Below are 22,822 nucleotides of genomic sequence, written 5' to 3'. Positions count from 1 at the left end.
CGTAGTTCAATAATAATTTCTTAAAAAACTAACCTAATTTCTTTTTAAATGGGCAAAATTAAAATATCATATGTACGCGGATTTTGTAGGAGGAACATAATGATACCAAAGCTAACGTTATATTTTCCTTGGATACTTTCAGTAATGCTCCTAATATCAGCTTTGATATTTGCTATTTGGAAAAACCTAAAGATATATTATCCTACAATCATTTTTGCTATTAGTGTAGACTTCTTTATCTCTATAATTACTTATGAACACTCTTTATGGTACTTCCATAAAGCTTTTTTAGTTCCAAATCATACCATAGCTGATTTATTTATAGCTTTTACAAACTTACCTCTAATAATATTAGTTTACCTCTCACGGTATCCATACAAAGCACCATTTTATAAACAACTAGTCTATATTTCTTTTTGGTCCATTTTATTTACGTTCATTGAGACGATATTTTTATTTTTAAAACTCTTGTCTTATCACAATGGATGGAATTTTTGGTGGTCAATGGTTGTTTGGTTTTTTATATTCTTTGGTATTACACTTCATAATAAAAAACCATTATTTGCATGGCTTCTCTGTTTTTCGTGCACGTTGTTCCTTATTTTTTATCTTCAAATACCAGTTTTAAAAATGAAATAATTATTAAAGGTGAGGATTTCCGTTAGTTGAAAAAGCCTATATTAATGAATTTGGCATAATCATTCTATTAACGTGCTAAAAAGCAGTGTGATTTCATATGAAAAACACACCGATTTTATATTTGTTTTATAAATCATGACCTATCTCGAGCTCAAATTTGTTTTCCAGTAAGCTCTTTTCGGCGATATACACTTAAGACAATACCAATTAAGATACATTTAGCAGCGTTGGCATTAATCCATAGCTGATAAATGGCAAAGATATCGAAATTAATGGGAAAATACCTAGTGTCATTCGTAAAGGCGCATGGTTACTTGGAATTTTTTCTATAGCAGTTTTTTCTTAGAAATTAAATATCCAAAACCAATAACAAAAACTGTAATAGCCGTCGGAACCAATAAATGTAGACCGCGAGTGAGAATAGGTTCAAATTTTGGTTCTCCGACGATCATTTCACCTGCAGTCCAAGATAAGATTCCCGCACCTAAATAAGTGATAATAGGGTAATTTTCCATTATTTTTAATATTAACTGGCTTCCAAAACCAACGATAGGAATACTAACAATAACTCCGATAATAATGCCAACTATATTTCCTTCAACTGCACCAGCGATAGCTAGGACATTATCAAGCGACATTACTGCATCCGCAATCATGATTGTTTTCACAGCGGAAAATAAGCTTGATCCTCCTTCTTTAAGATTTTCCTCATCATCGCCAATTAGTAGTTTAATGGCAATATACACTAGAAGAAGCCCACCTATAAAAGTTACGAAAGGTACATCTAGTAGGTAAATAATTGCTACTGCAAATATTAAACGTAAAATAATGGCTCCAAATGTTCCCCAAAAGATCGCTTTCTTTTGTTGTTTCTTTGGAACATTACGTGATGCCATTGCGATAACGACTGCGTTATCTCCACTTAAGACAATATTGATTAAAATTATTTTCAAGAGTACCGCAAATGATAAACCAAAAATCTCCAAAATATTCACCTCTAGAAAAAGTTAACTTTGTCATTATATTAATTTGATATAAAAAAAAGACCTTTTCTTATACGTATAAATGGATGAAAGACATGCATTGCGACGGAAGCGGTGAAGCTTATAAGGTTCGAAAGACTTTTGATGACGGATGTTTTCATTCTAGAATTAGGGTGTGATTCGCAGATTCAGTGCCTGTCACGCCTTGAAAAAAAAAGCATTCAACTGGGCACTGTAACACCGTTAGAGTGACCGTTCCTTTTATAAAAGCATTCACTCTGGCACTGTAACACCGGAGGTTGAATCAGTGGTGTACCTTTATGGGGCATAACTCTTTTTTGGCAGGTTTCTCATTCTGATAATCGATTGCTACCTCATTCCAAACGGCAAATTTAAAACTAGTCGGGCTGCTATCCCTTTCGGAAAAGATCGTATATAAAGGGAAGAACATTTGGCTGTCAATTTTGTCGATAGCCCTTAAAATTGAAACCGTTTTAATTAGTTGGGGAAAATTCTAGTTATGGAATGATCGATAATAATATCTTGATTTTTCATAAAATTAAAAATAGTATATAACTACATCGTAGATTATTCTCTAATCAAGTTTTATTAAAACAAAACCTAAAAAAGTGAGAGGATGGTTTGTATGTTAAAGGTAACAAGGGATTTTACTTATGTTTTATACCTTATCCCTAAGATTCTCCAAATATTTTTGAATATTTCCCTCATTTTTTTAGCGATTATTCTTTCGATTTTACTAGTTAAGGAATTAATCATTTTCAGTCATATTTTGATAGAAAGTGGCAGCGACGACTATAAACTTTTTTTGGATAATATACTAATCTTCTTTTTATATTTTGAGTTTATTACGATGATTGTTAAATACTTTAAAGAAGAATACCATTTCCCTATTAGATATTTTATATATATAGGCATCACGGCGATGGTACGAATAATTATTGTTGACCACGAACAGCCTGTAAATACATTGCTTTATTCACTGGTCATCTTAATCCTGATTATTGGGTATTTCATTATAAATTTAACTCCTCGTGAAAGACCTGATAGTAAATGGTTCTTTAAAAAAAATCAAGGTTGAGGCCTCCACAGTGACGGATCTCATGGTTTTTAATGCGTTAGTGCTGACCACAGGAACCGTCCCCATGGTCCATTCCAGCTATTAGCATCACTCTTCACCTGCCGTAAGGTCAAGTACATATCCACTCGGAATAGCTCTTCCGGCAGGAAACGATTCGGCTGATGGCCTATGCTTGGGTACGGATTTTTGGTTCTCATGATAGGAATCAATTTCTTTTACGGTTAGTAAAGATTCATTTTTCCAGTTTTTCAGAATCCCAACCACATAGCTCAGCTTTCGCTTGTTATTGGCACACGCAATATTCATCGCTTTTAAAATCACATCTTTCGGCTGTAAAAAGCTAGAATCATCTAACCAAGTTAACAGCTGTTCCTTCCCATTCATGTTCGAAAAACCAAATCCATTGACGTCCCAAAACTCAATAATTTCTTTTACATCTACTACTTTTTGATTATTTTCTGTGTCTGGATTTTTCTCTATTTTTGGATTAAAAGCTTCTTGTTGTTGTTTTTTATTTTCTTTTTTATTATTATTTTCTTTTTCTTTTTGTCCCCGTATCGTGTATCTATGCATGAACGTATCGTCTAACTCTTCACATTCAGTATCGATATATGTATCATTTTCATTTTCTTCACTAACATCATTGCAGTTAAACATCTCTTCTTTTCCACAAAAGGATTCAAATAAGCTGCGAATTTCCTGTTTTTGAATGCCGTCCAAAACATATTGAATCAGCGATAGATCCTCGACATCCTTTAACTCGGAATATATACAATCCATCACCGGTTTCCCGCCCTTATGCAGGTTATACTTCCCCCAGTATTTAATCGCCAATTCTCTCGTTTCAGGATTATAACGAATCAGCTTGTGATGCTCTATGAATCGTTCCATTAACGAATGAACACTCTCAATCGAATAGCCCAAATCAAAAGCCATTTGCTTTTTGGTAATTTTATAGATGCCAATTTGAGTTGTATGTGGATTGGTAAGAAGATAGAGGTAAAAAACATCAAAAAAACGCCTTCAAAAATGACTGTTGAAGGCGTTTTTTGCAATTTAAGGTATTTTCAGCTTATTTTTGTGTGAAGGCGTTTATCTTTCTTAGATTATATAAAAAGAACTGGGACCATGGTGACGGTTCTTGTGGTTGGTACTAACCTCATTATAAAACCATATTAACCTCCCCTCTGGATTCAGGAATTTTTTGATGGAAAGCGAATAGTAACGGTAGTTCCTTCACCTTTAGTACTTTGGAAGTTAATGGTTCCTTTATATTTTGCTGCAATATTATAGCAAACCATCATACCTAATCCGGTCCCTTTACTTTTTAAAGAATAAAAAGGAGTACCAAGGGACTTAACTTCTGCTACTGACATCCCCTGTCCATAATCAACTACCTTAATCTCGACGAAATCTTTCTCCCTACTAGCTGATACAAAAACAGAATCACCAAATTTTGAAGCCTCAATGGCATTTTTTATAATATTTATTAATAATTGTTTAAATTCTATGTTGTTAGCAGCGATATAGCAATCTTCAACCCTAATTAATTCAATCTTATTATCATGTAAAAGCCCATACGAATGAAGTAGATCGGTTACACTCTTAAGAACAATCTTCAAATTGACTGTTTCTACTTCTGTTTCCTTATTTGGCTTCGCTATAGATAAAAATTGAGTAATTACCTGTTCAGCAATATTTAATTCATCAATCATCAAAGTAAAATTTCCTTTTATATCATCACTAAATCCAGCGTCTTTTTGGTATAACTGTAAAAAACCTTTTACAACGGTCAAAGGATTTCTAATTTCATGTGCAACAGCAGCTGCTAGCTGTCCAGTTGTCTTCAAACGCTCTGAATGCTGAATTTGTTCATAGTATAATTGCTGTTTCTTTATTCTTCCTTGCGATAAATAAAAAATAAAATAGATAATCACTTGACTCCCGATAAAGTTGATTACATTTCCTATTAAATCCTGCTTGATATAGGGATATCCTTGATCAATAAGCATAATATAACTAAATGTAAACATGATGAACACACTGTTTAATAGTAAAGAAAAATAAAAGAGCTTTGAATCAAAAAACAGAATCGCTATTGCTGGAATAAAACATAGAAAAATAAAGGTGGACCAAGTATCGGGATATAAAAAGAACAGCGCATAAAAGTAAACGGACGCTACTGTTATGACAATTAGTCTAAAAACATGAGTGATATACTTAGGATAGAGCAATAAACAGGCAGATAGGATGACAATAAGTCCAACATGGAGAAAATAACCATAATCAAACTTACCAAAACGTGGATTACCCATTAACAAACCCATTATCATAATGGCTATTACGATTAATACCGTAAAATAATATATTTTTTTATTTATATGAGTATAAAATTCCTTCATACCTACTCCTTTTATTTGATTTCAATACTACTTTAAAAAACAATAATATGGTGCTAATGTACCTATTTTTATATTATCATATTATTATTTATAAATAAAAAAGACCATGGTAGAGACCATGGGGACGGTTGGACGGTTCTTGCGGTCGGCACTAACCTCATTAAAACCATGAGAACCGTCACCGTGGCGTTCTTCTTCAATAGTTATTCCATATTAGAATTCGAAATATCGGCCTCAATCCTGCTCATGAACTCTTCTGCTGCGCTGTATCCTTGCTGCCTTAAATACCAATTATTAGCTGCAGCTTCAATTAACCCCGCCACATCACGTCCGGGCTGGAGTTGAATTTCGATAGATGGAATCTTAACACCCATATATTCTATAAATTGAAGTTCCTGGTCCAGTTCATTATTCAAGTCATCTTTTTGCCATTTCGTTAAATTAATATCAAGCACAATTCGTGATTCATCTTGGAAAGCTTTGCGACCGTATAAGCGAACCACATTCAACAACCCAATACTACGAAGCGCCAAAAATTCCTTGGTTTTTTCATCATGTGTACCGAGAATGGTTTGCGGGCCAAGCTTTTTCAGTACAACAATATCATCAGCAACCAGACGGTGCCCTCGACGAATTAACGTATGAGCTGTTTCGCTTTTCCCTACCCCTGAATTACCGCGAAGTAAGATCCCAATGCCAGATACATTCATACAAACTCCATGAACCGTCATTTCTGGTGCTAATTCCTTCACCAAATAGGTATCCAATTTGGTTATAAACTCTGAAGTTGTCTCAGGCTTGTTTGTTAGTAACAAGGGGATACCCTGTTCAACACAATGGTGAGTTAAATAGGTAAGTCCTTCGTCACCAGCCGTAACAATAAAACATGGCGGGTGATAGTGAACGATATTTCCGATTCGTATTTTACGTTCCTCTTTACTTAACTTATGTAAATAGGTAATTTCCTTTTTTCCTAGAATTTGAACTCGTTCCATCGGAAAAAAATCAAAATGGCCAACAAATTCCAAGCCAGGGCGATGCACACGTGATTGCGTAATCATTTTCTGCAGTTGATTTTCCCCAGCTACTACTTTCAATGAAAACTTCCGAACTAAGTTTTCGACTGTTATTTTTTTCACCTTATACTCACCGTCCTAATAGCCTATCTATAGTTAAATTATACTTAAGAAAAGTGGAGCCGTCATCCATTTACGAAATGATTCCATTATGGGATGAAGCAGTAAGAATCTCTTATCCTGAATAGGTTAAGGAAAATGCTATGATTCATGTGAGAATACTATAACCATAACTCTAAGCTTATTAAGTAATGAGGTTTGATTGACCGATTTAAAGGTGTTGCAACAAAATATCTTGATAATTATTTAGTATGGTTTCAACTCCTCGAAATGAAGGGCTTTGACGCAACAACGTCGAATATTAAAGAGGTGTTTGTTAATACTAGTCTACGTGAACACCAATTAGCAAACCAACAAATCCGCCAGTCAAAATTTGTATCGTCAAAAGAAACAACTTGAAGAATGGCTTAGTTTTTAGTGAAATGTGGATTCCTGTTGTTCGGAAATAAAGAGAGAAAAGGAAGGTTGGAAATGTCCTATATCGTTGATTTTAAAAATGTGTCTACAGTTGGTTTAGAGTCTTCACCTGTAGTAGAAGCGCTTGCTGGTTTACGTGCTAATGAAGCCCGTTACTTTATGAACAAATACAAGCATGAATTTACGGTTGTACCAGCTAGCGAAAGTCAGGAGACCCTTGATTATGTGAACCGAATTTTGAAAGAAGATCGTGATATTGAGTTTGCTGCCAAACCTTTAGAAACGTCGCGTTTTCAAGTGGAAAATATCAAAATGGCCTACGTCTTTTATGAGGATGGTCTTGAGGTCAACGTCATGTATACGGTTGATGGCCCTAAGCCGAAGCGGGCCGTTGGTTTTAAGCTTTCTGAGGGGATGGAGGTACCAAAGGAGTTAGAAGGGAAGTTTAAGTTTGCTAGGCAGAAATCTAAACTAGCTGGAACAATTCGGGGCTCGTTTTTTGTAATTAAAGGAGAATATTAAAGTAAGCAAAAGCGCAAGTGGAGGAATCCAGCCATTGCTGTCTGTGTCATCTAAGCAGGAATCAGGCATATATGGATGCGTGGATGAAGAAACAATATTGACTAAGAAAACAAGTGCCTGACCCCCAATGCGTTAATGTGTTCATGCAGCGGGTGTCAGGCACCTTTTCTCTTATTCCAATGAAATTTTAACCACTTTATCGTAAAATGAAGTGACGGTATAGCCTTCTATTTCTATCCCAACTGGTACATACTGCTCTTGTTTATTCTCACGTGACAACTCGATATGATGCTCAGTAGAGAAGAATCGTGGATGATCAAGCTCATTTACACGATAAAAATTTTCATTTAGTTTGTATTTATCACCCTTTTTATCGATGTAATATCCATCGACATTCGCCCCGCTTGATCCGTAACCGTCTTTTTTCATAAAAACGATAATCGAGCATTTCGTAGGCCCTCTTCGGGTCCAGCTCTTCCGTCATGACAATTTTCGTCGGATTACCGACTTCCATTTGCTTTATCATTATTTGATTCCCTAAATACTCGAAAGACTGTGGCAATGATTTTGAACTATCAATCGCAAACTTCGCCTGCTTGATGACAGAAAATGCAGCACTACCTATGTGAATCTTGACATCTGTAGGTTTTTCGAATTGACTTCGCCCCATGGATAAATCCAGGGGATTCTTTTTTAAAATGGATTATCGGACAGCACCATGCTCATATTATTCCGAGAGGCTTGCCGGGAGAAGGTAATCTCCTCGTATTTGATAATGGCGGCTGGGGTGGTTATGGTCTTCCGAACCCTGCATCTCCTTATGGTTCGAAAAACGCTGTTCGTGATCACTCGAGAATCTTAGAAATAAATCCGGTCACGCTTGAAATTGAATGGCAATATACCCCGACTGAGGCTGGATTTCAAAGACCATGATGTTGACGCTAAACTAGCGAATTTTGCAATGGGTGTAGATACTATTAATGCAGTTTTAACAGAACAAGCCGATACTGGGATTGCAGCCGATTACGTTGCCATTAATTCTTTGGCAAAGGGGAACTTGGTGATAGTTGCTACCCTTACTAGAGGAAATGAAAAAACTTCAAAGGCCAATCAGCTTCTAGCTCAAGGCAGCATTAAGAAAGCAGCTGATTTAAAAGGGAAAAAATTAGGAGTTAATAAAGGAACCGTCAATGAATACGTTTGGGCGCAGTATCTTAAAGTCAATGGTATAAGTGAAAAAGATATCATCTATGTTCCTTACAGCACACCAGATGAGGCCATTGTAGGTGTGAAAAAAGGAGATATCGACGCTGTATGGGTGGGTGGTGCCCTTTTAGAAAAATTTAAAGGTATCGATGGCGTCCATCAAATTGATGATTTACTTGGGGCCGGAGTAACCATTGACAGCTATCTTCTTGCAAAAAAATCATTGGTTGAAGATAACCCTAAAGTGGTAGAAAATACTTTAAAAGCTCTTAATGAAGGGATACACTATGTCCAAAATAATAGAGAGGAAACCGCAAAGCTGGCATTTGAACAATTGAAACTGCCAGAGGATGGCGTTTTAAAAGATCTTGAAAGAAATAATTATGTCCTAGGCTTTACGAAGGAAGATGCGAACCATCTCGAGGAAATGAAAAAATGGATGGAGGAAAAAGGGATATTAAGTAATTCATTCAATCTAGATGAGAAATTAAGTTTAGATCCACTTAAAAAGGCATTACCTGAGTCTGTTACTTATTAATCCAAGGGAGGGAACTTTTATGAACTCAAGCCTTAAAGAACTCGAAAAATCCTCACTGATTTCGATTTCTAGCTTATCCCAATCATTTAATGGGAATTCTACTTTTGTTCTAGAAGATGTCGATTTAACAATTCAAGACGGTGAATTTTTTATCCTGCTTGGGCCCAGCGGTTGTGGGAAGTCCACTCTTCTTAGCATCATTGCCGGCTTTATCAAAAATACGGCGGGCGAAGTCTTAGTAGATAACGAAAAAGTAAATAAGCCTGGTAGAAATCGAGGCGTTGTCTTCCAACAAGCTGATTCTGCTCTATTTCCGTGGTTAACAGTTAAGGAAAACGTTGAATTCGGTTTAAAAATGCAAAATATCCCCAAAATAGTTCGTGAGGAAAAGTCCTCCTATTATATTGAACTTGTTGGTTTAAAGGGGCACGAAGGGAAATTTCCAAAGGAACTTTCAGGAGGAATGAAGCAGCGTGTGCAATTAGCACGGGTCTTAGCAAATGACCCTGACATTTTATTAATGGATGAACCCTTTGGCGCCTTGGATGCCATGACCCGCCGAACGATGCAGCAAGAATTGGTGAGAATATGGAAAGAAATGAATAAAACGATTATCTTTGTCACCCATGATATTCAAGAAGCACTTTTACTTGGTCAAAAAGTAGGTGTGATGTCTGTGGGTCCATCATCCAATATCTCTACTATCTATGAAGTTCCGTTAGCCTATCCAAGAGATTTTACAGACAAAGAATTCCATCTTATTTATCAAAAGATACAATCACATTTTGATTAAAAGGGGGAACAGGTATGTATGTACAAAAAAATGAATTAAAAAGAAATCAGGCTTCATTGCCAAAAATTAAATTACATTTTCCCCTTGTGAAATTGGTTATTAAAAGTGGGGTCATCGGCTGGATATTAGTTCTTTCGATATGGAGCATTGCCGCGGCTTTTTCTGACCCCCAGTTTTTGCCCAGCCCATTAGTTGTATGGCAAGGAGCGATTGACCTTAGCAAGGATGGCTCCTTATTTAAATACATGGGGGCCAGCTTTGTGAGAGTGATTATTGGTTGGACGCTGGGGAATTTGGTTGCCATCCCGATTGGTTTATTGATAGGTCGCTTTTCAACTTTGAGAGTGGTGCTGGATCCGATTATTAATTTTATTCGTTTCATTCCTCCCCTTGCGTTTATTACGTTATTCATGCTTTGGTTCGGAATAGGCGAGCAGTCCAAAATCTTTTTAATTATGTATGCAACCTTCTTTATCGTCATTATCAATACCATTACTGGTGTCCTTTTTGTCGAAGAAGATAAAATACGTTCTGCTAGAAGCATGGGAGCGTCAGAAGTACAAATTATGTTCCATGTCATCATCCCAGCTTCCCTTCCTTTTATATTTACGGGAGCTAAACTGGCTATGGGGTCCTCCTTTATGGCAATTGTCGGGGCTGAAATGGTTGCAGCGAATGAAGGGATTGGCTACATGATTTGGAATTCAAGATTGTACTTTAAAACAGATTGGATTTTTGTTGGTCTCGTCACACTTGGATTAATGGGATTTTTAATGGATCGTATCCTGACTCAATTTGGGAAAATCGTGTTAAAACGATATAACGTGGTTAAAAAATAATAATCTTTCACTATTAAAAAGGGAAACTACTTTATTTGGTAGTTTCCTTTTATTTAAATAGAATTTAAACCCATCCATTTTAACTTGAATAACATTCTTCATTTTTAGCATCATTTGATAATGAGAAAGAGCGGAACAAAAATAGCAACAAGAGCCTATGGAGTTTGTTTTTAATTTAACGCTTTATAAAATAAAGTTTGCAAAAATATATAAAATGACAATACTAATTAAAATCGTAATATTTGATATAGTAGCGATTAAACGGGTGCTGCTGGTGCTGTATTTAAATTCAACGGCAAATGTTAAGGCGGATGCTGCAACAGGTAGTAACAAACCGATCAAGATTGTAAATCGATACATCTGATTGTACGGAAGGATAAAGTATAAACCAAATCCAAAAAGTAGACCTAAACCATATCGGAAGGTTAAATATTTCAGCATAGGTTTAATCAATTGTTTGTCAAATTTAAAATTCAAATAGAGACCTAATAATAATAATAATAATAATAATGATAACGGCATATTGGCACCAGAGATTGAACTTGCAACATGAATGATCGTATCAGGTAAATGGAGGTGGCTAAAATTCAAAAGACTAGCCAAAAGATACGTCATTAACGGAATAGACTTGGCAAGTTTTTTTAGAATTTCTAATGGTTTAAGCCAGAGTCCTTCTGCTGAAAAATAACTTCCTAAAATATAGGAAATTCCAAAAACGACAAATGATGTTCCAACATCAAACATACTAAAATAGGTTAATCCATTCATACCCCATATTGCATAAACTAAAGGAAATGCAAATAAGCCAACATTAAATCCGGAAGAAAGCATCAGAAAAGAGCCTTTCAGTTCTCTTTCCTCATTTTTAAAAACGAAGAAACCTAGACTTGCTGCTATGATTCCTTGACTTCGCCCCATGGATAAATCCAGGTGATTCTTTTTTAAACCTTCATCAAAGTCTCCTTTCGGCCGGGGCTTCCGGGTCTTACTACTTCTCCAGTTCATTACGACATGTAGTAAAAACCACATACCGCAGCCCAATCATAGGCACTACGCCACTGCCCTTTTAGCCTCATTGTGCGAGACAATGGGGGCTAAAAGGACTCGGCGATACTTTGTATCTTCTATTTTAGGTAGTTCCCGATTTTTCGTTAGCTGATTATTGACAGACTTGTCCAAAATATTCATGGCACCTACTACATCCCGATGTCCTTCCGCGCCACAATGACAGTCGAAGTTTCGAATATTACGCTCTATCCACACAACGTTGGCCAATGGGGTATTGATGTGAAGGTTGTGTTTGTTCAAAATCGTAATAAGAAAAGTCAATGGCTTGCGATTCTCAGCACGGATTGTACGCTTTCTGAACAAGAAATTGATCGAATCTACGGAATGCGTTGGGATATTGAGGTCTTCTTTAAGACAACCAAATCCCTATTACGCCTACAAAAAGAGTTCCAAGGCATATCATATGATTTACTTATTAGTCATACAACTATTGTGTTTTCTAGATACATTGTTTTGTCCTGGCAGAACCGCTGCAACTCGGACCAACGTACACTAGGTGGTCTTTTTTATGAACTTTGCGATGAAGTGAATGAACTTGATTGGGCTGTAGCTTTACAACAATTAATCGAGCTTCTTGAAGACACCCTAAAAAAGACAAACAAGAAAATACAAAAACTAATTAAAAGTCAACTTCAGCAGTGGATCATCAGCCTTCCTAACTATATCAAGGCATATTTGTCAATTTCACTCTGCGAAGTTTGAGTAAGTAATATACAGCGCCTTATTTCTTTTATTTAAAATTCTAATAATCAGTCATACATATATTGAACAAAAAATAAATTGGGTTAGCTCATAGCTTTTCTATCTTCACACGTTGGACAAGCTAGAAAAGATGCTCCAAAATCTTTAAAACGATAAAAGACTAGTATGCTAACACAACAAGAGTATTAGCATACTAGTCTTTTTACTAAACTTTATTTTTGTAACCCATTAATAATCGTATCTGTATTCCACTTCATCATTTCCGAGTAAGTATCCCCATCTTCACCCGGTTTCCCCAGTGAATCAGTGAAGATTGTTCTAGCAATCGGTACACCTGTTTCTTTTGATACTGTTTCCATACTACGTTTGTCTACACTTGTTTCTACAAACAATGCAGTAACTTTATTGGATTGAATTAAATGAATAACAGTCCTAATTTGCTCTGGCGTTCCTTGGTTTTCTGAGTTGATTTCCTATATATATCCTGTTTTAATTTCATATGCTTTGCCAAAATATTTAAATGCGCCTTCACTCGATATTAAAAAGCGTTTCTCTTCAGGAATTTGATGGATTCTATTGATGGTATCCTTATGAAGTTTCTGAAGTTCCTCTGTGTATCTCTTTGCGTTTTCAGTATAAAATTCTTTATTTTTAGGATCAACTCCAATTAAACAGCAACGGAATCCGATACAGGCCTCGTTGCTGTTTTCCATATTTTATGCATGTATTGTCTGCTTTGCTTCATACCTTTCACGTCAAGAACAGACGATGTATACAATCATCTAATTCCTAACTAAATTGAACTCATCAATAATTTCTGCTATTTCTTCATCACTAATATTGATGACTTCTCCAACATTTTTCGAATAAATTAATGCTTTCGCACTATATTCCGCTACTTCCAGCATATCAAATGCACTTAATATATTGTTATTTATGAAAACTGCATAACCATTCTCAACTAGTAAAACAGGATTATCTTTCGCTAGTTTAGCAGCAATCATTTCGTAATACTCCTCACCAATACCGAATGGAACCTTATGAATATCGCGAAGTACGATATAAGCTTCTGGAATAATGTGAGTATTATATTCAAGATCTGTGACCGCAAATGCCATTAAATAACGCGGATTTGCTATAATGATGGATGTCATAACCGGATGCTTCTCATAAATTCTTTTATGTAAGACATACAGCTCACATGGCAGCTTACCCGTTTCTCGACAGTCATCTTTTATCAATACTAGGTCATCTGCGCCAATGTATTTTCGATCCAGTTGATGGGGTGTAATCAAAATAGAACCATCGCTTAAACGTGTTGAGAAACTACCTGCTGTACTTATGAAAAGCTGACGATCATATAGACGTTGTATTAAATTACATATTCCTGTTCTTGCTGCATCTTCTTCTTCTGTACGCTGCATGAAAGTATACTCTTTTAATTCCTTTTGTTGATAAACATCAATCTTTTGCAAATCTTGCTTCGACAATTCACGCGGTTGCCCTAATGCTCTTGCATTGATTTCAAGATAGGATACATCCTCTAATGTTTCGAAAAGAGCAAACGCGTCAAAAATATTACTTTTCCCAACAACAATGCCGTGGTTTTCAAGTATAACTGCGTCACCGCTTTTTGCAAATTCTTTTGCAATATTCTCTTTTAATCTTTGACTACCAGGAACAGCATAAGCAGCTATTTCAACCTTCCCAGATACACTTGTATACGCACTTGAAATTAATTTGTAATTAGGTCTTCTTCGAGCCATACTGAAGGCTACTAATGCTGGCGGATGTGCATGAACAATTGCTTTAATATCTGAACGCACCTCATAAATACCTTGATGAAACGGCAGTTCAACGGACGGTTTATGAATCCCTTCAATCGTACCGTCTTTTCTTACACATATAATATCGTTTCTCGTTAAAGTACCTTTGTCTATGCCTGACGGAGTGATCCATAGATCACCATTGTCATCTAAAATCGAGAGGTTCCCCCCTGAAATGGTTGTCATATTATGCTTATAAATACGATCCATTATCATAACAATTTGATCAGCCGGGTGAAGGAATTCATACTTCATATAGCCCTATTCTCCTTCCTTATTTAAACTTCTCATCTGTTTCAAAGCATACATGATTTGGGATCTTTCACGTCCAAAATAATCGTAAAGTTCTAAATACAGTCTATAAAGCTGATCATACAGTTCCACATGTTCCGGAATAGGAACAAAGGTTTCTTCCTTCACTCTCGACATATGTGTGGATGCTTCCAATATCGTATCGTAGCCTCCGTTTTGTTTTCCTGCTGCAACCGTGGCATACATGGCTGCACCTAGAGCGATCGTTTGGTCCGAATCAGCAATTTTAATTTCTCGATTTGTCACATCCGCATAGATTTGCATCAGCAATTTATTTCGCTGCGGAAGACCTCCAGAAGCAAAAATTTCATTGACCTCCACACCTGCTTCGGTAAAGTTTTCAATAATTTTTCTTGTTCCAAATGCTGTAGATTCCAATAAAGCCCTATATATTTCCTCTGGTTTAGTCGCTAATGAAAGCCCTACAATTAAGCCGGACAAATTGGAGTCGACTAAGACAGAACGACATCCATTCCACCAATCCAACGCAACGAGCCCAGATTGTCCCGGCTTATAAGCAGCCGCTTTTTCTTCTAACAACTGATGCACACTTATGCCTGCATCCTTCGCTTGTTGTTTTACATAGCTTGGCACTGCCTGTTCGATATACCAGGCAAAGGAGTCTCCCACTGCCACCTGTCCGGTCTCATAGCTGAAGTATCCAGGGATAATACCGTCTTCTACCAATCCGCATACACCTTCAATGGCTTCCTCTTTATCAGAAATAAGCATATGACAAGTAGAAGTTCCCATTGTCATGACTAGCTGCCCTGGCCGAACGGCACCAACAGCTGGTACACCCGCATGGGCATCAATGATTCCGACCGCTACCGCAATTCCTGGCAAAAGCTCTAAACGTTGGGCCATTTCTGCTGTTAATTCCCCTGCTTTTCCCCCAATCGGCAGAACCGAGCCTCTCATTTTTGTTTCTAAAATATTCTCCAATCGATCCTCCAACGCCGTGAAAAATGAGGCATCTGGATAGCCTTCTCCTTTATTCCAAAATGCTTTATAGCCACATGTATTGCTGCTGCGAACAAGTTGATTGGTTAAGCGGTATGTCAGCCAATCGCAAGCCTCCATGAAAAGATCGGTCTCCTCGAAAATTTCTGGAGCTTCTCTCAAAATTTGCATAATTTTTGGAAACATCCATTCTGAAGAAATCTTGCCGCCATACCGATTTAAAAATGTCTCATTTCTTTCTTCCGCCATACGTGTAATATCATCAGCTTCCTCTTGCGCTGCATGATGCTTCCACAATTTCACCCAACTATGAGGATTATTCTCCCATTTCCTATCAAAGCATAGCGGGTTGCCATTTTTATCTAAAGGTAAAATTGTAGAAGATGTGAAATCAATGCCGATTCCAATAACGTCTTTTGGGTTTATTCCAGCCATCTGGACCACTGCTGGAACCGATTGGTACAGCACTTCTAAGTAATCCCCTGGATGCTGTAAGGCCCAGTCCATTTCCAGACGCCTTCCGTTAGGCAAAGCTTCGTCTAGGACCCCATTTTTGTAAGGGGTGACGTTGGTAGCGATTTCTTCACCTGTCGCTACATCCACGAGTAGTACCCTTCCGGATTCTGTTCCATAATCTACTCCAATTACATATTTTTCTTTCATACAACCGCCTCCTTTTTCTTATCCTCCAACATCATCCTTCAGTAAAAAAGGAAATATCCCTCCTAGTTTGTATACAAATTAGGAGGGAGTATTGAACCGATTTTGATTTTACTTTTTAGAAATCATAGTTCTCGGCATTTTCTGCAGTAAAGTCGGTTGGAGGGCCCATAATAACCGTTTTTCCATTATCACGAACTTCAATCTTGCCAACATGTTCAACTGTTTGTCCATTTTGCAGCTTTTTACCTTCAACTAATTCTTTGGCAAGAGCCACTGTTAAATAGCCTAATTTATCTGGCTCCCATAAAATCGCTACATCTAATGAACCATCTTTTAAGTACGGTTTGGAATCTTTCGGTAATGCAGTACCAACAACGGCAATTTTATCTTGCAGTCCTTTTTCTTGGATCGCTTGAGCAGCACCTAATGGGGCTGGTGTGGAGAAGGCCATAATCCCTTTTAGGTTTGGATTTGATTTAATTAAATCCAGTGTCTTTTGATAAGCAACCTGTTGTTTTTCATCTGTTGCAATTTTGTCTGTTACTAGCTTGATTCCTGGATAATGCTCCTTAAGCTCTTTCTTCGCCGCGTCAATCCATGTATTTAAGTTTGCTGCAGAAAGTCCGCCGGTAAGAATTGCGATATCACCTTTCTCGGTACCCATTTTTTCCACTAATGTTTTGGCAATATGGCGGCCATACGCTTCATCATCGATTTGGTGAACAGATGCTTCTACAAGTGATTGATCTGCCGGTGTATCCCAGTCCATAACGATAATGCCCTGTTCTTTTGCTTTCTTTAGTACAGGCGTTAAGGAAGCTGCATCGTTTGGCGCAACAGCAAGAGCATCCACGCCTTTGCTGATTAAATCTTCAATTACCTTTACTTGCTGCGCTGCATCCGCTTCAGTTGGACCAGTATAAATCGTCTCTACCCCTAAATTTTTTCCTGCTTGTAACGCTCCTTTTTCGGAAGCATTGAAATATGGAATACCAATCAATTTTGGTACAATAGCAATTGTTACTTTATCATCTCCGCTTGCTTCTTGTTTCTGGCCTGAATTACTTTTAGCAGTTCCGCTTCCAGAGGCACTTTCTTGCGATACACAACCAGTAAGAAGACCTCCTACTAACAGCATAGATGCGGCAGTTCCTAAAAATTTTTTCATAAATATCCCCCTCATTTTTACTTAATAGTTATATAGCTATCTGATAGAAAACCAGAGCAAACCCAAATTCTTTGTTAAGCAGCTGAAGATTCTTGAAGTTTCTTTTGTTTTTTTTCATCTACTTTCACTTTCACGAAGTTTAAAACTAAAACAAATATGAGGATAACTCCCATCATGACACTAACGATAGAGCGCGGTACACCTAGTAAATTCAATCCATTTGATAGCATTTGAAAGATAATTACAGCATACACAGTTCCCATTACCTTTCCGTATCCCCCCTGGATTTCAGTACCGCCAAGTACAGCTGCTGCTACACTTTGAAGGAGGTAAGAAGATCCAAGGTCTACTTTTGCCGAGTTATATCGAGATGTCATAATAATCGCTGCTATAGTAGCAAGCAATGCTGAGTACAAATACACCTTCATTAAAATCCTGCTATTATTAACACCTGAAAACAATGAAGCAATAGGGTTGCTTCCAACCATGTAAACACTTCTACCCCAATTTGTTTTTGTTAATAAAACACCCGTCAGGATTGCAAAGATGATAAAGATCATAATTGAAAGTGGAACAAGCCCTAAATAATAGCCATTACCTATTAAGCTGTATGCTTCACTTAAACCAGAAATGGAATTACCTTTTGTGATGCTGAGAATCAACCCTTCAAAAAGAATCATTGTTCCTAATGTCACAAGAATGGGTGAAACACCAATTTTTGAAATGATAAAACCATTTATGGCTCCGCAAGTTAATCCGACCACAATCCCGACTGCAATAGCTGTTACTATCGGATAGCCATGGCTTTGCATCAAGGCGATTGATACGCCGGATAATGCAGCCGTGTATGTCATAGAAAGATCAATTCCGCCCGTTATAATAACAACCATCATCGCCAAAGCAATTAACCCGAATTCTGGAAGTTGAAACATCATGTTATTTAAGTTGTTGGATGAGAAAAACCCCGGCACAGATATACCCATAAGAATAAATAGGCCTAAAGCAATAAGTCCTAAAATATTCTCCTTCGATAACGATAACGCTTTCATTTTATTCACCTCTTTCTAAGCCTCTACTTCAATCTTGGCAAGCTTATCTTTTGCCCGCTTATATTGCATATGATCATAGGATACAGCTAATAAAATAATCAATCCGGTGAATACCTTTTGCCAAAATGTATCTATTTTTGCTAAAATAAGACCATTTTGTACAACTCCTAATAACAGTACTCCTAAAAATGTTCCAAATATCGTTCCACGACCTCCCATGATGTTTGCCCCGCCCAGCACAACAGCCGCAATAACCATTAGTTCTAAGCCAAGCATGCCATTAGGGTCCACAGCTTTCGTATAAGCGGTTTGGGCAATGGCAGCAATTCCCGCTAAAAAGCCCATGTATGAAAATACAAAAATCTGAACTTTATCAAAATTTATCCCTACTCTGATTGCGGAATCTTTATTCCCCCCGATCGCTAATACTTCACGTCCGATCAGAGTATATTTGAGAATGTACCAAGTTAAAATAGCGATTGCGATAAATAATAGAATAATAATTGAAATGCCAAATACCTCAAAGGTTGCAAAGCTAATAAATACTTTTGGGAAACTTGTACTATTTAAATACTGTCCGTTTGTAATATATAAAACAAGACCATTAATAATACTCATCATACCCAAAGTCACAACAATGGCTGGTATTTGAATTTTTGAAACAAGAAAACCATTAATAGCGCCTAACAAGACCCCAAGCAAAGGTGCAATTAGAAATAATAATAGAATGGAGATTGGACTATCAGGCATAATTAATAATAGTTTTCCGCTAATGATACAAACAGCACTAGTAACCGCTGCAACTGAGACATCAATGCCGCCTGTTATGATAACTAATGTCATTCCTACGGCCAAAATTCCGATGACCGCATTTCCTTTTAAAATATCAAGAATATTATCTGCTGTTAAAAACACCGGGCTTACAAAAGTTAAAGTTACAGAGAGTAATAGAACAATCGCTGCAATGCTCATTTCCTTTGATTTTAAGATAGCGTTCATGCCTGCACCTCCTTGCTGACTATCAGTGGTTCATGTTGCTTTTTTACGGAATACTTTGGACCAAGCAGTGCATAATTCATGATATTTTCTTGTGTAGCTTCCTCAATACCTAATTCTCCTGCTATTCTCCCATGCCTCATCACTAAAATGCGATCGCTGACCGCCAGCACCTCTGGCAACTCCGATGAAATCACAATGATTCCCATTCCTTCTGATGCAAGTTTCCGAAGAAGCTTATGAATCTCTGTTTTAGCTCCGATATCAATCCCATTTGTTGGCTCATCAATAATTAAAATATTTGGTTTTGTCGAGAGCCACTTTCCGATTACAACCTTTTGTTGATTTCCTCCCGACAGTTGTCCTGCAGCCATATGCGGAAGAGCTGGTCTAACATCGAGAGTTTCCACATAATAGTTTGCTAATTCAAGTTCCTTTTTCCGTCTAATTAAGCCCATTCTATTTCGAAGCTGCTTTAAAACAGGCAAAGAAATGTTATTAATAATCGATTGACGCAATATAAGTCCTTGTGTTTTTCTGCTCTCAGGTATATACGCAATTCCTTTTTTCACAGCATCTTCTGAAGATTTGATCTGAACGCTAGTCCCATTCAATTTAAGTTCACCTTCAAAAGGCCTGTTAATGCCAAATATCGCCTGAGCAAGCTCTGTCCTGCCGGAACCGACAAGTCCAGTAATCCCCAATACTTCCCCTGTTTTTAGTTCAAAGGAGATATCCTTAAAGTTCCCTTCCTTAGATAAACCTTTCACCTCTAAAATCGTATTCCCAGCCTTGCCAGCTCCTTGATTTTTCTCATATTGGACTTTTCTGCCGACCATTAATGTGATTAGCCTTTCTTCATTAAGCTCCTCTTTATCATAGGTCCCAACATATTTACCATCACGTAATACAGTGAACCGATCAGAAACCGTGAATAATTCTTTGAGTTTATGGCTGACAAATATAATTGCTATTCCTCTCTGTTTTAGATTGGCAATGACTTTATATAATTTCTCTACTTCGCCGGCAGACAAAGATGAGGTTGGCTCATCCATGACAATGAGCTTTGAATCGAACGCCAATGCTCTTGCAATTTCAATTAGCTGCTGCTGGGCAATACTTAATTTCTCAACAGGAAGGTGCACATCAACGTCAAAATCAAGCTCCTTTAACGCCTTTTTAGCAACCGCTTCCATTTCACTCCAGCTAATTTTCTTCCATGGCCTTTTCGTGCTATCTCTGCCGATATATATATTCTCAGCTACTGAAAGGTTTGGGAATAAGCTTAAATCTTGATAAATAATTGAAATTCCCTTTAACGTTGCATCAATCGGTTTACGAATATCAGCTTCCTTTCCTTCAAAGAAAAACTTTGCATCAGCATCGGGCTGATGAATCCCTGCAAGTATTTTAATTAAAGTTGATTTTCCTGCTCCGTTTTCACCAATTAAAGCATGCACTTCCCCTGGCTTCACTTCAAGCTTTACATCCTCAAGTGCCTTAACACCAGGAAATGTTTTACTAATCTGGGTCATCTGCAGCAAATAACCTGACATATTGCTCACCCTTTCAATTCTTGAAATTTAAGCATGTGATGATTTTCTTTCTCCAATCTGGTAATATATTACATCCCATTCCTCACAAAACTTGTCTACTTCTTCTATTGTAGGAAGTCCAGCCTGCGCCCCTAATCTTGTTACTTTCAGCGCCCCTACAATGGAAGCGAATCTAGCAGCTGACACGAGATTTTCACCATCAGCGATTGCACAAGCCAATGCGCCAGCATATGAATCTCCAGCTCCTACTGTATCCAAAGCTTTAACTGTGATCGGCTCTATAAATTCAATTTTCCCCTCTTGATAAACTAAAGAGCCTTTTTCAGCCATTTTAATAATGCTGTTTTTCACACCTATTAGCTCGAAATACTTAGCCGCCTTAAAAGCATCATCAACCGAAACAACATCAATACCCGTTAGTTGTTTTGTTTCTTGCCGATTCGGAACGATTAAATCGGCATAGCCCAATGCTCTTTCCGTAACACCCTCGGCCGGGGCTGGATCAAGGATGACATACATCCCTTTCTTTTTAGCTTCAATCATTGCCTCAATTACAGCTTCTTCCGGTATTTCCATTTGTACAAGCAGCACTTTACTATCACTAATCTGAGAAAAGGCATGACGAATATCCTCTTTTGTTAAGGCATCATTTGCCCCTCTCAACACAAGCATCGTATTTTCTGCCGTAGGATCGATTGTAATAATCGCGCAACCCGTGGAATAATCTTTTACCCGCTTTACAAAAGCTGTATTTACACCATTGGTTTGAAAGGAATCATAGAGTATATCTCCGTGTGAATCTTGACCGATAGAACCAACCATATATACTGATTTTCCTAAACGGGCACAAGCCGTTGCCTGGTTCGCTCCTTTTCCCCCCGCTAAAAGCTCCATCCGTTCCCCAAAAATCGTTTCCCCATGCTGAGGATAGTGGTTAGTTAGAGCTACTATATCCATATTGATACTGCCTACAACCGTTACATCAGCCATTTTCTACCCCTCCATTCTTTATACATTTTTTTCAAGCTGATGTTCTTCAATAAATCCGCGAAGCTTTACTACCGCATCTTCTAACGTGATATCGGGTCTAAACAAACAGGATGTTCCACACACTAACATGCTTGCCCCATTATGAAGCACATCGGGTATAGTTTGATAGCCAATATTCCCATCCACTTGAATTTCGATATCATAGCCCTCTTCCTGTATCAAATCACTTAGTTTCTTTATCTTTTTATTCATTAACGGCACAAATTTTTGTCCTGCAAATCCTGGGTTAACAGTCATAACCGTCACATAGTCTACAACATCCAACACAAATTCGATATCAGCAAATGGTGTTGCAGGATTTAAAGCTACGCCTGCTTTAATCCCTTTATCCTTCAATTTTTGTAAGGATCTTTGTAAATGATCTGTCGCTTCTGTATGAATGGAAATCATATCTGCTCCTGATTCAATAAACAGATCTACATAATCTTCAGGCTTTTCAACCATTAAATGAACATCAAATGGTTTTGTAGTAAATTCTCTTAATCTTCGTATCATATCAGGTCCCATTGTAAAATTTGGAACAAACTTCCCATCCATAATATCAAGATGGAAAAAGTCTACTCCCGCCTGGTCTAGCCGAACTACTGATTCCTGAAGGTTTCCCATATCAGCACACATTAGTGATGGCCCAATTAACGCCATACATACACCCCTTTTACATGTTTATATCTTCTTAAGGAGAGCCAGTTGATCATGATAGCGATTTCATTAATGAGTAAAGATTCTCTATGTCACATTTTGATAGAAGTAAAGCTGGTTCTTAGCTGTTGCGCCTTGCCTTGTTAGTTACAACTATACAGGGTCTCATATACAGTTTGTAGGAGACAAATATCGGATAGGGGGGGGAATATTCAGAATGTTAAGCAAATATTATGAAAAGGTTTTCAAAAAGAGG

At 37.4% G+C, this 22,822-nt stretch carries 21 protein-coding genes and 5 pseudogenes; 9 read left to right on the top strand and 17 right to left on the bottom strand.

Annotated features, from left to right (window positions below):
• Positions 1 to 48: 48 nt before the first annotated feature.
• Positions 49 to 639 (top strand): CBO0543 family protein, encoded by a 591-nt coding sequence (locus CCK98_RS36960; protein WP_373408479.1) that lies wholly within the window; start codon positions 49 to 51, stop codon positions 637 to 639.
• Between the two features lie 151 nt (positions 640 to 790).
• Here CCK98_RS36960 and CCK98_RS36955 read toward each other — a convergent pair.
• Both CCK98_RS36955 and CCK98_RS04200 read right to left on the bottom strand, forming a co-directional pair.
• Positions 791 to 933, bottom strand: a pseudogene (locus tag CCK98_RS36955) (FtsW/RodA/SpoVE family cell cycle protein); the annotation flags it as partial.
• Between the two features lie 32 nt (positions 934 to 965).
• Positions 966 to 1,634: a TerC family protein gene (locus tag CCK98_RS04200; RefSeq protein WP_306298916.1), complete on the bottom strand. Its 669-nt coding sequence runs from the start codon at positions 1,632 to 1,634 to the stop codon at positions 966 to 968.
• Positions 1,635 to 2,268: 634 nt separating this feature from the next.
• Here CCK98_RS04200 and psiE point away from each other — a divergent pair.
• Entirely contained in the window at positions 2,269 to 2,721 is a 453-nt protein-coding gene (gene psiE, locus CCK98_RS04195) for a phosphate-starvation-inducible protein PsiE (protein WP_088085420.1), read from the top strand.
• Positions 2,722 to 2,808: 87 nt separating this feature from the next.
• Here the strand turns inward: psiE and CCK98_RS04190 are convergent, their stop codons facing one another.
• From CCK98_RS04190 to hprK, 3 genes are all read right to left on the bottom strand, one after another.
• Positions 2,809 to 3,612 (bottom strand): DnaD domain protein, encoded by an 804-nt coding sequence (locus tag CCK98_RS04190; protein WP_256942254.1) that lies wholly within the window; start codon positions 3,610 to 3,612, stop codon positions 2,809 to 2,811.
• A 302-nt stretch (positions 3,613 to 3,914) separates the two neighbouring features.
• Positions 3,915 to 5,123 (bottom strand): HAMP domain-containing sensor histidine kinase, encoded by a 1,209-nt coding sequence (locus CCK98_RS04185; RefSeq protein ID WP_088085418.1) that lies wholly within the window; start codon positions 5,121 to 5,123, stop codon positions 3,915 to 3,917.
• A 203-nt stretch (positions 5,124 to 5,326) separates the two neighbouring features.
• Positions 5,327 to 6,262, bottom strand: a complete 936-nt coding sequence (hprK, locus tag CCK98_RS04180; protein WP_088085417.1) for an HPr(Ser) kinase/phosphatase — start codon at positions 6,260 to 6,262, stop codon at positions 5,327 to 5,329.
• 198 nt (positions 6,263 to 6,460) lie between these two features.
• On the opposite strand from hprK, the pseudogene CCK98_RS04175 reads away from it, so the two are divergent.
• Both CCK98_RS04175 and CCK98_RS04170 read left to right on the top strand, forming a co-directional pair.
• A pseudogene (locus CCK98_RS04175) lies at positions 6,461 to 6,658 on the top strand (IS1595 family transposase); the annotation flags it as partial.
• Between the two features lie 72 nt (positions 6,659 to 6,730).
• Positions 6,731 to 7,198 carry a phage tail protein gene (locus tag CCK98_RS04170; protein WP_088085415.1) on the top strand — a complete coding sequence of 156 codons (468 nt, stop codon included), beginning with the start codon at positions 6,731 to 6,733 and terminating at the stop codon, positions 7,196 to 7,198.
• Positions 7,199 to 7,369: 171 nt separating this feature from the next.
• On the opposite strand, the gene CCK98_RS04165 is transcribed toward CCK98_RS04170, so the two are convergent.
• Positions 7,370 to 7,627 carry a hypothetical protein gene (locus tag CCK98_RS04165; RefSeq protein WP_088085414.1) on the bottom strand — a complete coding sequence of 86 codons (258 nt, stop codon included), beginning with the start codon at positions 7,625 to 7,627 and terminating at the stop codon, positions 7,370 to 7,372.
• A 264-nt stretch (positions 7,628 to 7,891) separates the two neighbouring features.
• On the opposite strand from CCK98_RS04165, the pseudogene CCK98_RS04160 reads away from it, so the two are divergent.
• The 4 genes and pseudogenes from CCK98_RS04160 to CCK98_RS04145 all read left to right on the top strand — a co-directional run.
• Positions 7,892 to 8,128: pseudogene (locus tag CCK98_RS04160) on the top strand (thioredoxin); the annotation flags it as partial.
• 31 nt (positions 8,129 to 8,159) lie between these two features.
• A complete protein-coding gene (locus tag CCK98_RS04155) occupies positions 8,160 to 8,942 on the top strand; it encodes an ABC transporter substrate-binding protein (protein ID WP_088085413.1) in 783 nt (260 codons plus the stop codon).
• A 19-nt stretch (positions 8,943 to 8,961) separates the two neighbouring features.
• On the top strand, positions 8,962 to 9,735 hold the full coding sequence (locus CCK98_RS04150) for an ABC transporter ATP-binding protein (protein ID WP_088085412.1): 774 nt from the start codon (positions 8,962 to 8,964) through the stop codon (positions 9,733 to 9,735).
• A gap of 14 nt (positions 9,736 to 9,749) precedes the next feature.
• The gene (locus CCK98_RS04145; protein ID WP_088085411.1) at positions 9,750 to 10,574 is read left to right on the top strand and encodes an ABC transporter permease; all 825 of its coding nucleotides are present in this window, start codon (positions 9,750 to 9,752) and stop codon (positions 10,572 to 10,574) included.
• 183 nt (positions 10,575 to 10,757) lie between these two features.
• Here CCK98_RS04145 and CCK98_RS04140 read toward each other — a convergent pair whose 3' ends face one another.
• A complete protein-coding gene (locus tag CCK98_RS04140; protein ID WP_256942253.1) occupies positions 10,758 to 11,603 on the bottom strand; it encodes an AEC family transporter in 846 nt (281 codons plus the stop codon).
• Between the two features lie 21 nt (positions 11,604 to 11,624).
• Positions 11,625 to 11,837: a zinc ribbon domain-containing protein gene (locus tag CCK98_RS36950; protein ID WP_179195706.1), complete on the bottom strand. Its 213-nt coding sequence runs from the start codon at positions 11,835 to 11,837 to the stop codon at positions 11,625 to 11,627.
• Between CCK98_RS36950 and CCK98_RS04135 the strand changes: the two are divergent.
• Positions 11,803 to 12,344 (top strand): annotated as a pseudogene (locus tag CCK98_RS04135) (IS4 family transposase); the annotation flags it as partial. The gene CCK98_RS36950 and the pseudogene CCK98_RS04135 overlap by 35 nt on opposite strands.
• A gap of 212 nt (positions 12,345 to 12,556) precedes the next feature.
• Here the strand turns inward: CCK98_RS04135 and CCK98_RS04130 are convergent.
• The 9 genes and pseudogenes from CCK98_RS04130 to rpe all read right to left on the bottom strand — a co-directional run.
• A pseudogene (locus tag CCK98_RS04130) lies at positions 12,557 to 13,015 on the bottom strand (metal ABC transporter solute-binding protein, Zn/Mn family); the annotation flags it as partial.
• 111 nt (positions 13,016 to 13,126) lie between these two features.
• The gene (locus tag CCK98_RS04125; RefSeq protein ID WP_088085410.1) at positions 13,127 to 14,425 is read right to left on the bottom strand and encodes a class II aldolase/adducin family protein; all 1,299 of its coding nucleotides are present in this window, start codon (positions 14,423 to 14,425) and stop codon (positions 13,127 to 13,129) included.
• Between the two features lie 6 nt (positions 14,426 to 14,431).
• Positions 14,432 to 16,108: a ribulokinase gene (locus tag CCK98_RS04120; protein ID WP_088085409.1), complete on the bottom strand. Its 1,677-nt coding sequence runs from the start codon at positions 16,106 to 16,108 to the stop codon at positions 14,432 to 14,434.
• A gap of 115 nt (positions 16,109 to 16,223) precedes the next feature.
• Positions 16,224 to 17,276 (bottom strand): autoinducer 2 ABC transporter substrate-binding protein, encoded by a 1,053-nt coding sequence (locus CCK98_RS04115; RefSeq protein ID WP_179195705.1) that lies wholly within the window; start codon positions 17,274 to 17,276, stop codon positions 16,224 to 16,226.
• A gap of 74 nt (positions 17,277 to 17,350) precedes the next feature.
• Complete coding sequence (locus CCK98_RS04110) at positions 17,351 to 18,325, bottom strand: ABC transporter permease (protein WP_088085407.1); 975 nt, start codon at positions 18,323 to 18,325, stop codon at positions 17,351 to 17,353.
• A gap of 15 nt (positions 18,326 to 18,340) precedes the next feature.
• Positions 18,341 to 19,324, bottom strand: a complete 984-nt coding sequence (locus CCK98_RS04105; RefSeq protein WP_088085406.1) for an ABC transporter permease — start codon at positions 19,322 to 19,324, stop codon at positions 18,341 to 18,343.
• Positions 19,321 to 20,877 (bottom strand): sugar ABC transporter ATP-binding protein, encoded by a 1,557-nt coding sequence (locus tag CCK98_RS04100; RefSeq protein WP_088085405.1) that lies wholly within the window; start codon positions 20,875 to 20,877, stop codon positions 19,321 to 19,323. The genes CCK98_RS04105 and CCK98_RS04100 overlap by 4 nt, the downstream gene beginning before the upstream one ends.
• Before the next feature lie 27 nt (positions 20,878 to 20,904).
• Complete coding sequence (gene rbsK / locus CCK98_RS04095; protein ID WP_088085404.1) at positions 20,905 to 21,867, bottom strand: ribokinase; 963 nt, start codon at positions 21,865 to 21,867, stop codon at positions 20,905 to 20,907.
• An 18-nt stretch (positions 21,868 to 21,885) separates the two neighbouring features.
• Complete coding sequence (gene rpe / locus CCK98_RS04090; RefSeq protein ID WP_088085403.1) at positions 21,886 to 22,569, bottom strand: ribulose-phosphate 3-epimerase; 684 nt, start codon at positions 22,567 to 22,569, stop codon at positions 21,886 to 21,888.
• Positions 22,570 to 22,822 lie beyond the last annotated feature (253 nt).

It is taken from the genome of Bacillus sp. OV166 (assembly GCF_900177675.1).
In the GTDB taxonomy this organism is placed as follows: Bacteria; Bacillota; Bacilli; order Bacillales; family Cytobacillaceae; genus Neobacillus.
This window is presented reverse-complemented; position numbering and strand designations above follow the sequence as displayed.

Excerpts from the sequence above, each read along its gene's own strand:
- CCK98_RS36960 (WP_373408479.1), top strand. The coding sequence starts at position 49 with ATGGGCAAAATTAAAATATCATATGTACGCGGATTTTGTAGGAGGAAC.
- psiE (WP_088085420.1), top strand. The coding sequence starts at position 2,269 with ATGTTAAAGGTAACAAGGGATTTTACTTATGTTTTATACCTTATCCCT.
- CCK98_RS04190 (WP_256942254.1), bottom strand. The coding sequence starts at position 3,612 with ATGGAACGATTCATAGAGCATCACAAGCTGATTCGTTATAATCCTGAA.
- CCK98_RS04185 (WP_088085418.1), bottom strand. The coding sequence starts at position 5,123 with ATGAAGGAATTTTATACTCATATAAATAAAAAAATATATTATTTTACG.
- CCK98_RS04170 (WP_088085415.1), top strand. The coding sequence starts at position 6,731 with ATGTCCTATATCGTTGATTTTAAAAATGTGTCTACAGTTGGTTTAGAG.
- CCK98_RS04165 (WP_088085414.1), bottom strand. The coding sequence starts at position 7,627 with ATGAAAAAAGACGGTTACGGATCAAGCGGGGCGAATGTCGATGGATAT.
- CCK98_RS04155 (WP_088085413.1), top strand. The coding sequence starts at position 8,160 with ATGGGTGTAGATACTATTAATGCAGTTTTAACAGAACAAGCCGATACT.
- CCK98_RS04150 (WP_088085412.1), top strand. The coding sequence starts at position 8,962 with ATGAACTCAAGCCTTAAAGAACTCGAAAAATCCTCACTGATTTCGATT.
- CCK98_RS04145 (WP_088085411.1), top strand. The coding sequence starts at position 9,750 with ATGTATGTACAAAAAAATGAATTAAAAAGAAATCAGGCTTCATTGCCA.
- CCK98_RS04140 (WP_256942253.1), bottom strand. The coding sequence starts at position 11,603 with ATGTGGTTTTTACTACATGTCGTAATGAACTGGAGAAGTAGTAAGACC.
- CCK98_RS04125 (WP_088085410.1), bottom strand. The coding sequence starts at position 14,425 with ATGAAGTATGAATTCCTTCACCCGGCTGATCAAATTGTTATGATAATG.
- CCK98_RS04120 (WP_088085409.1), bottom strand. The coding sequence starts at position 16,108 with ATGAAAGAAAAATATGTAATTGGAGTAGATTATGGAACAGAATCCGGA.
- CCK98_RS04115 (WP_179195705.1), bottom strand. The coding sequence starts at position 17,276 with ATGAAAAAATTTTTAGGAACTGCCGCATCTATGCTGTTAGTAGGAGGT.
- CCK98_RS04110 (WP_088085407.1), bottom strand. The coding sequence starts at position 18,325 with ATGAAAGCGTTATCGTTATCGAAGGAGAATATTTTAGGACTTATTGCT.
- CCK98_RS04105 (WP_088085406.1), bottom strand. The coding sequence starts at position 19,324 with ATGAACGCTATCTTAAAATCAAAGGAAATGAGCATTGCAGCGATTGTT.
- CCK98_RS04100 (WP_088085405.1), bottom strand. The coding sequence starts at position 20,877 with ATGTCAGGTTATTTGCTGCAGATGACCCAGATTAGTAAAACATTTCCT.
- rbsK (WP_088085404.1), bottom strand. The coding sequence starts at position 21,867 with ATGGCTGATGTAACGGTTGTAGGCAGTATCAATATGGATATAGTAGCT.
- rpe (WP_088085403.1), bottom strand. The coding sequence starts at position 22,569 with ATGGCGTTAATTGGGCCATCACTAATGTGTGCTGATATGGGAAACCTT.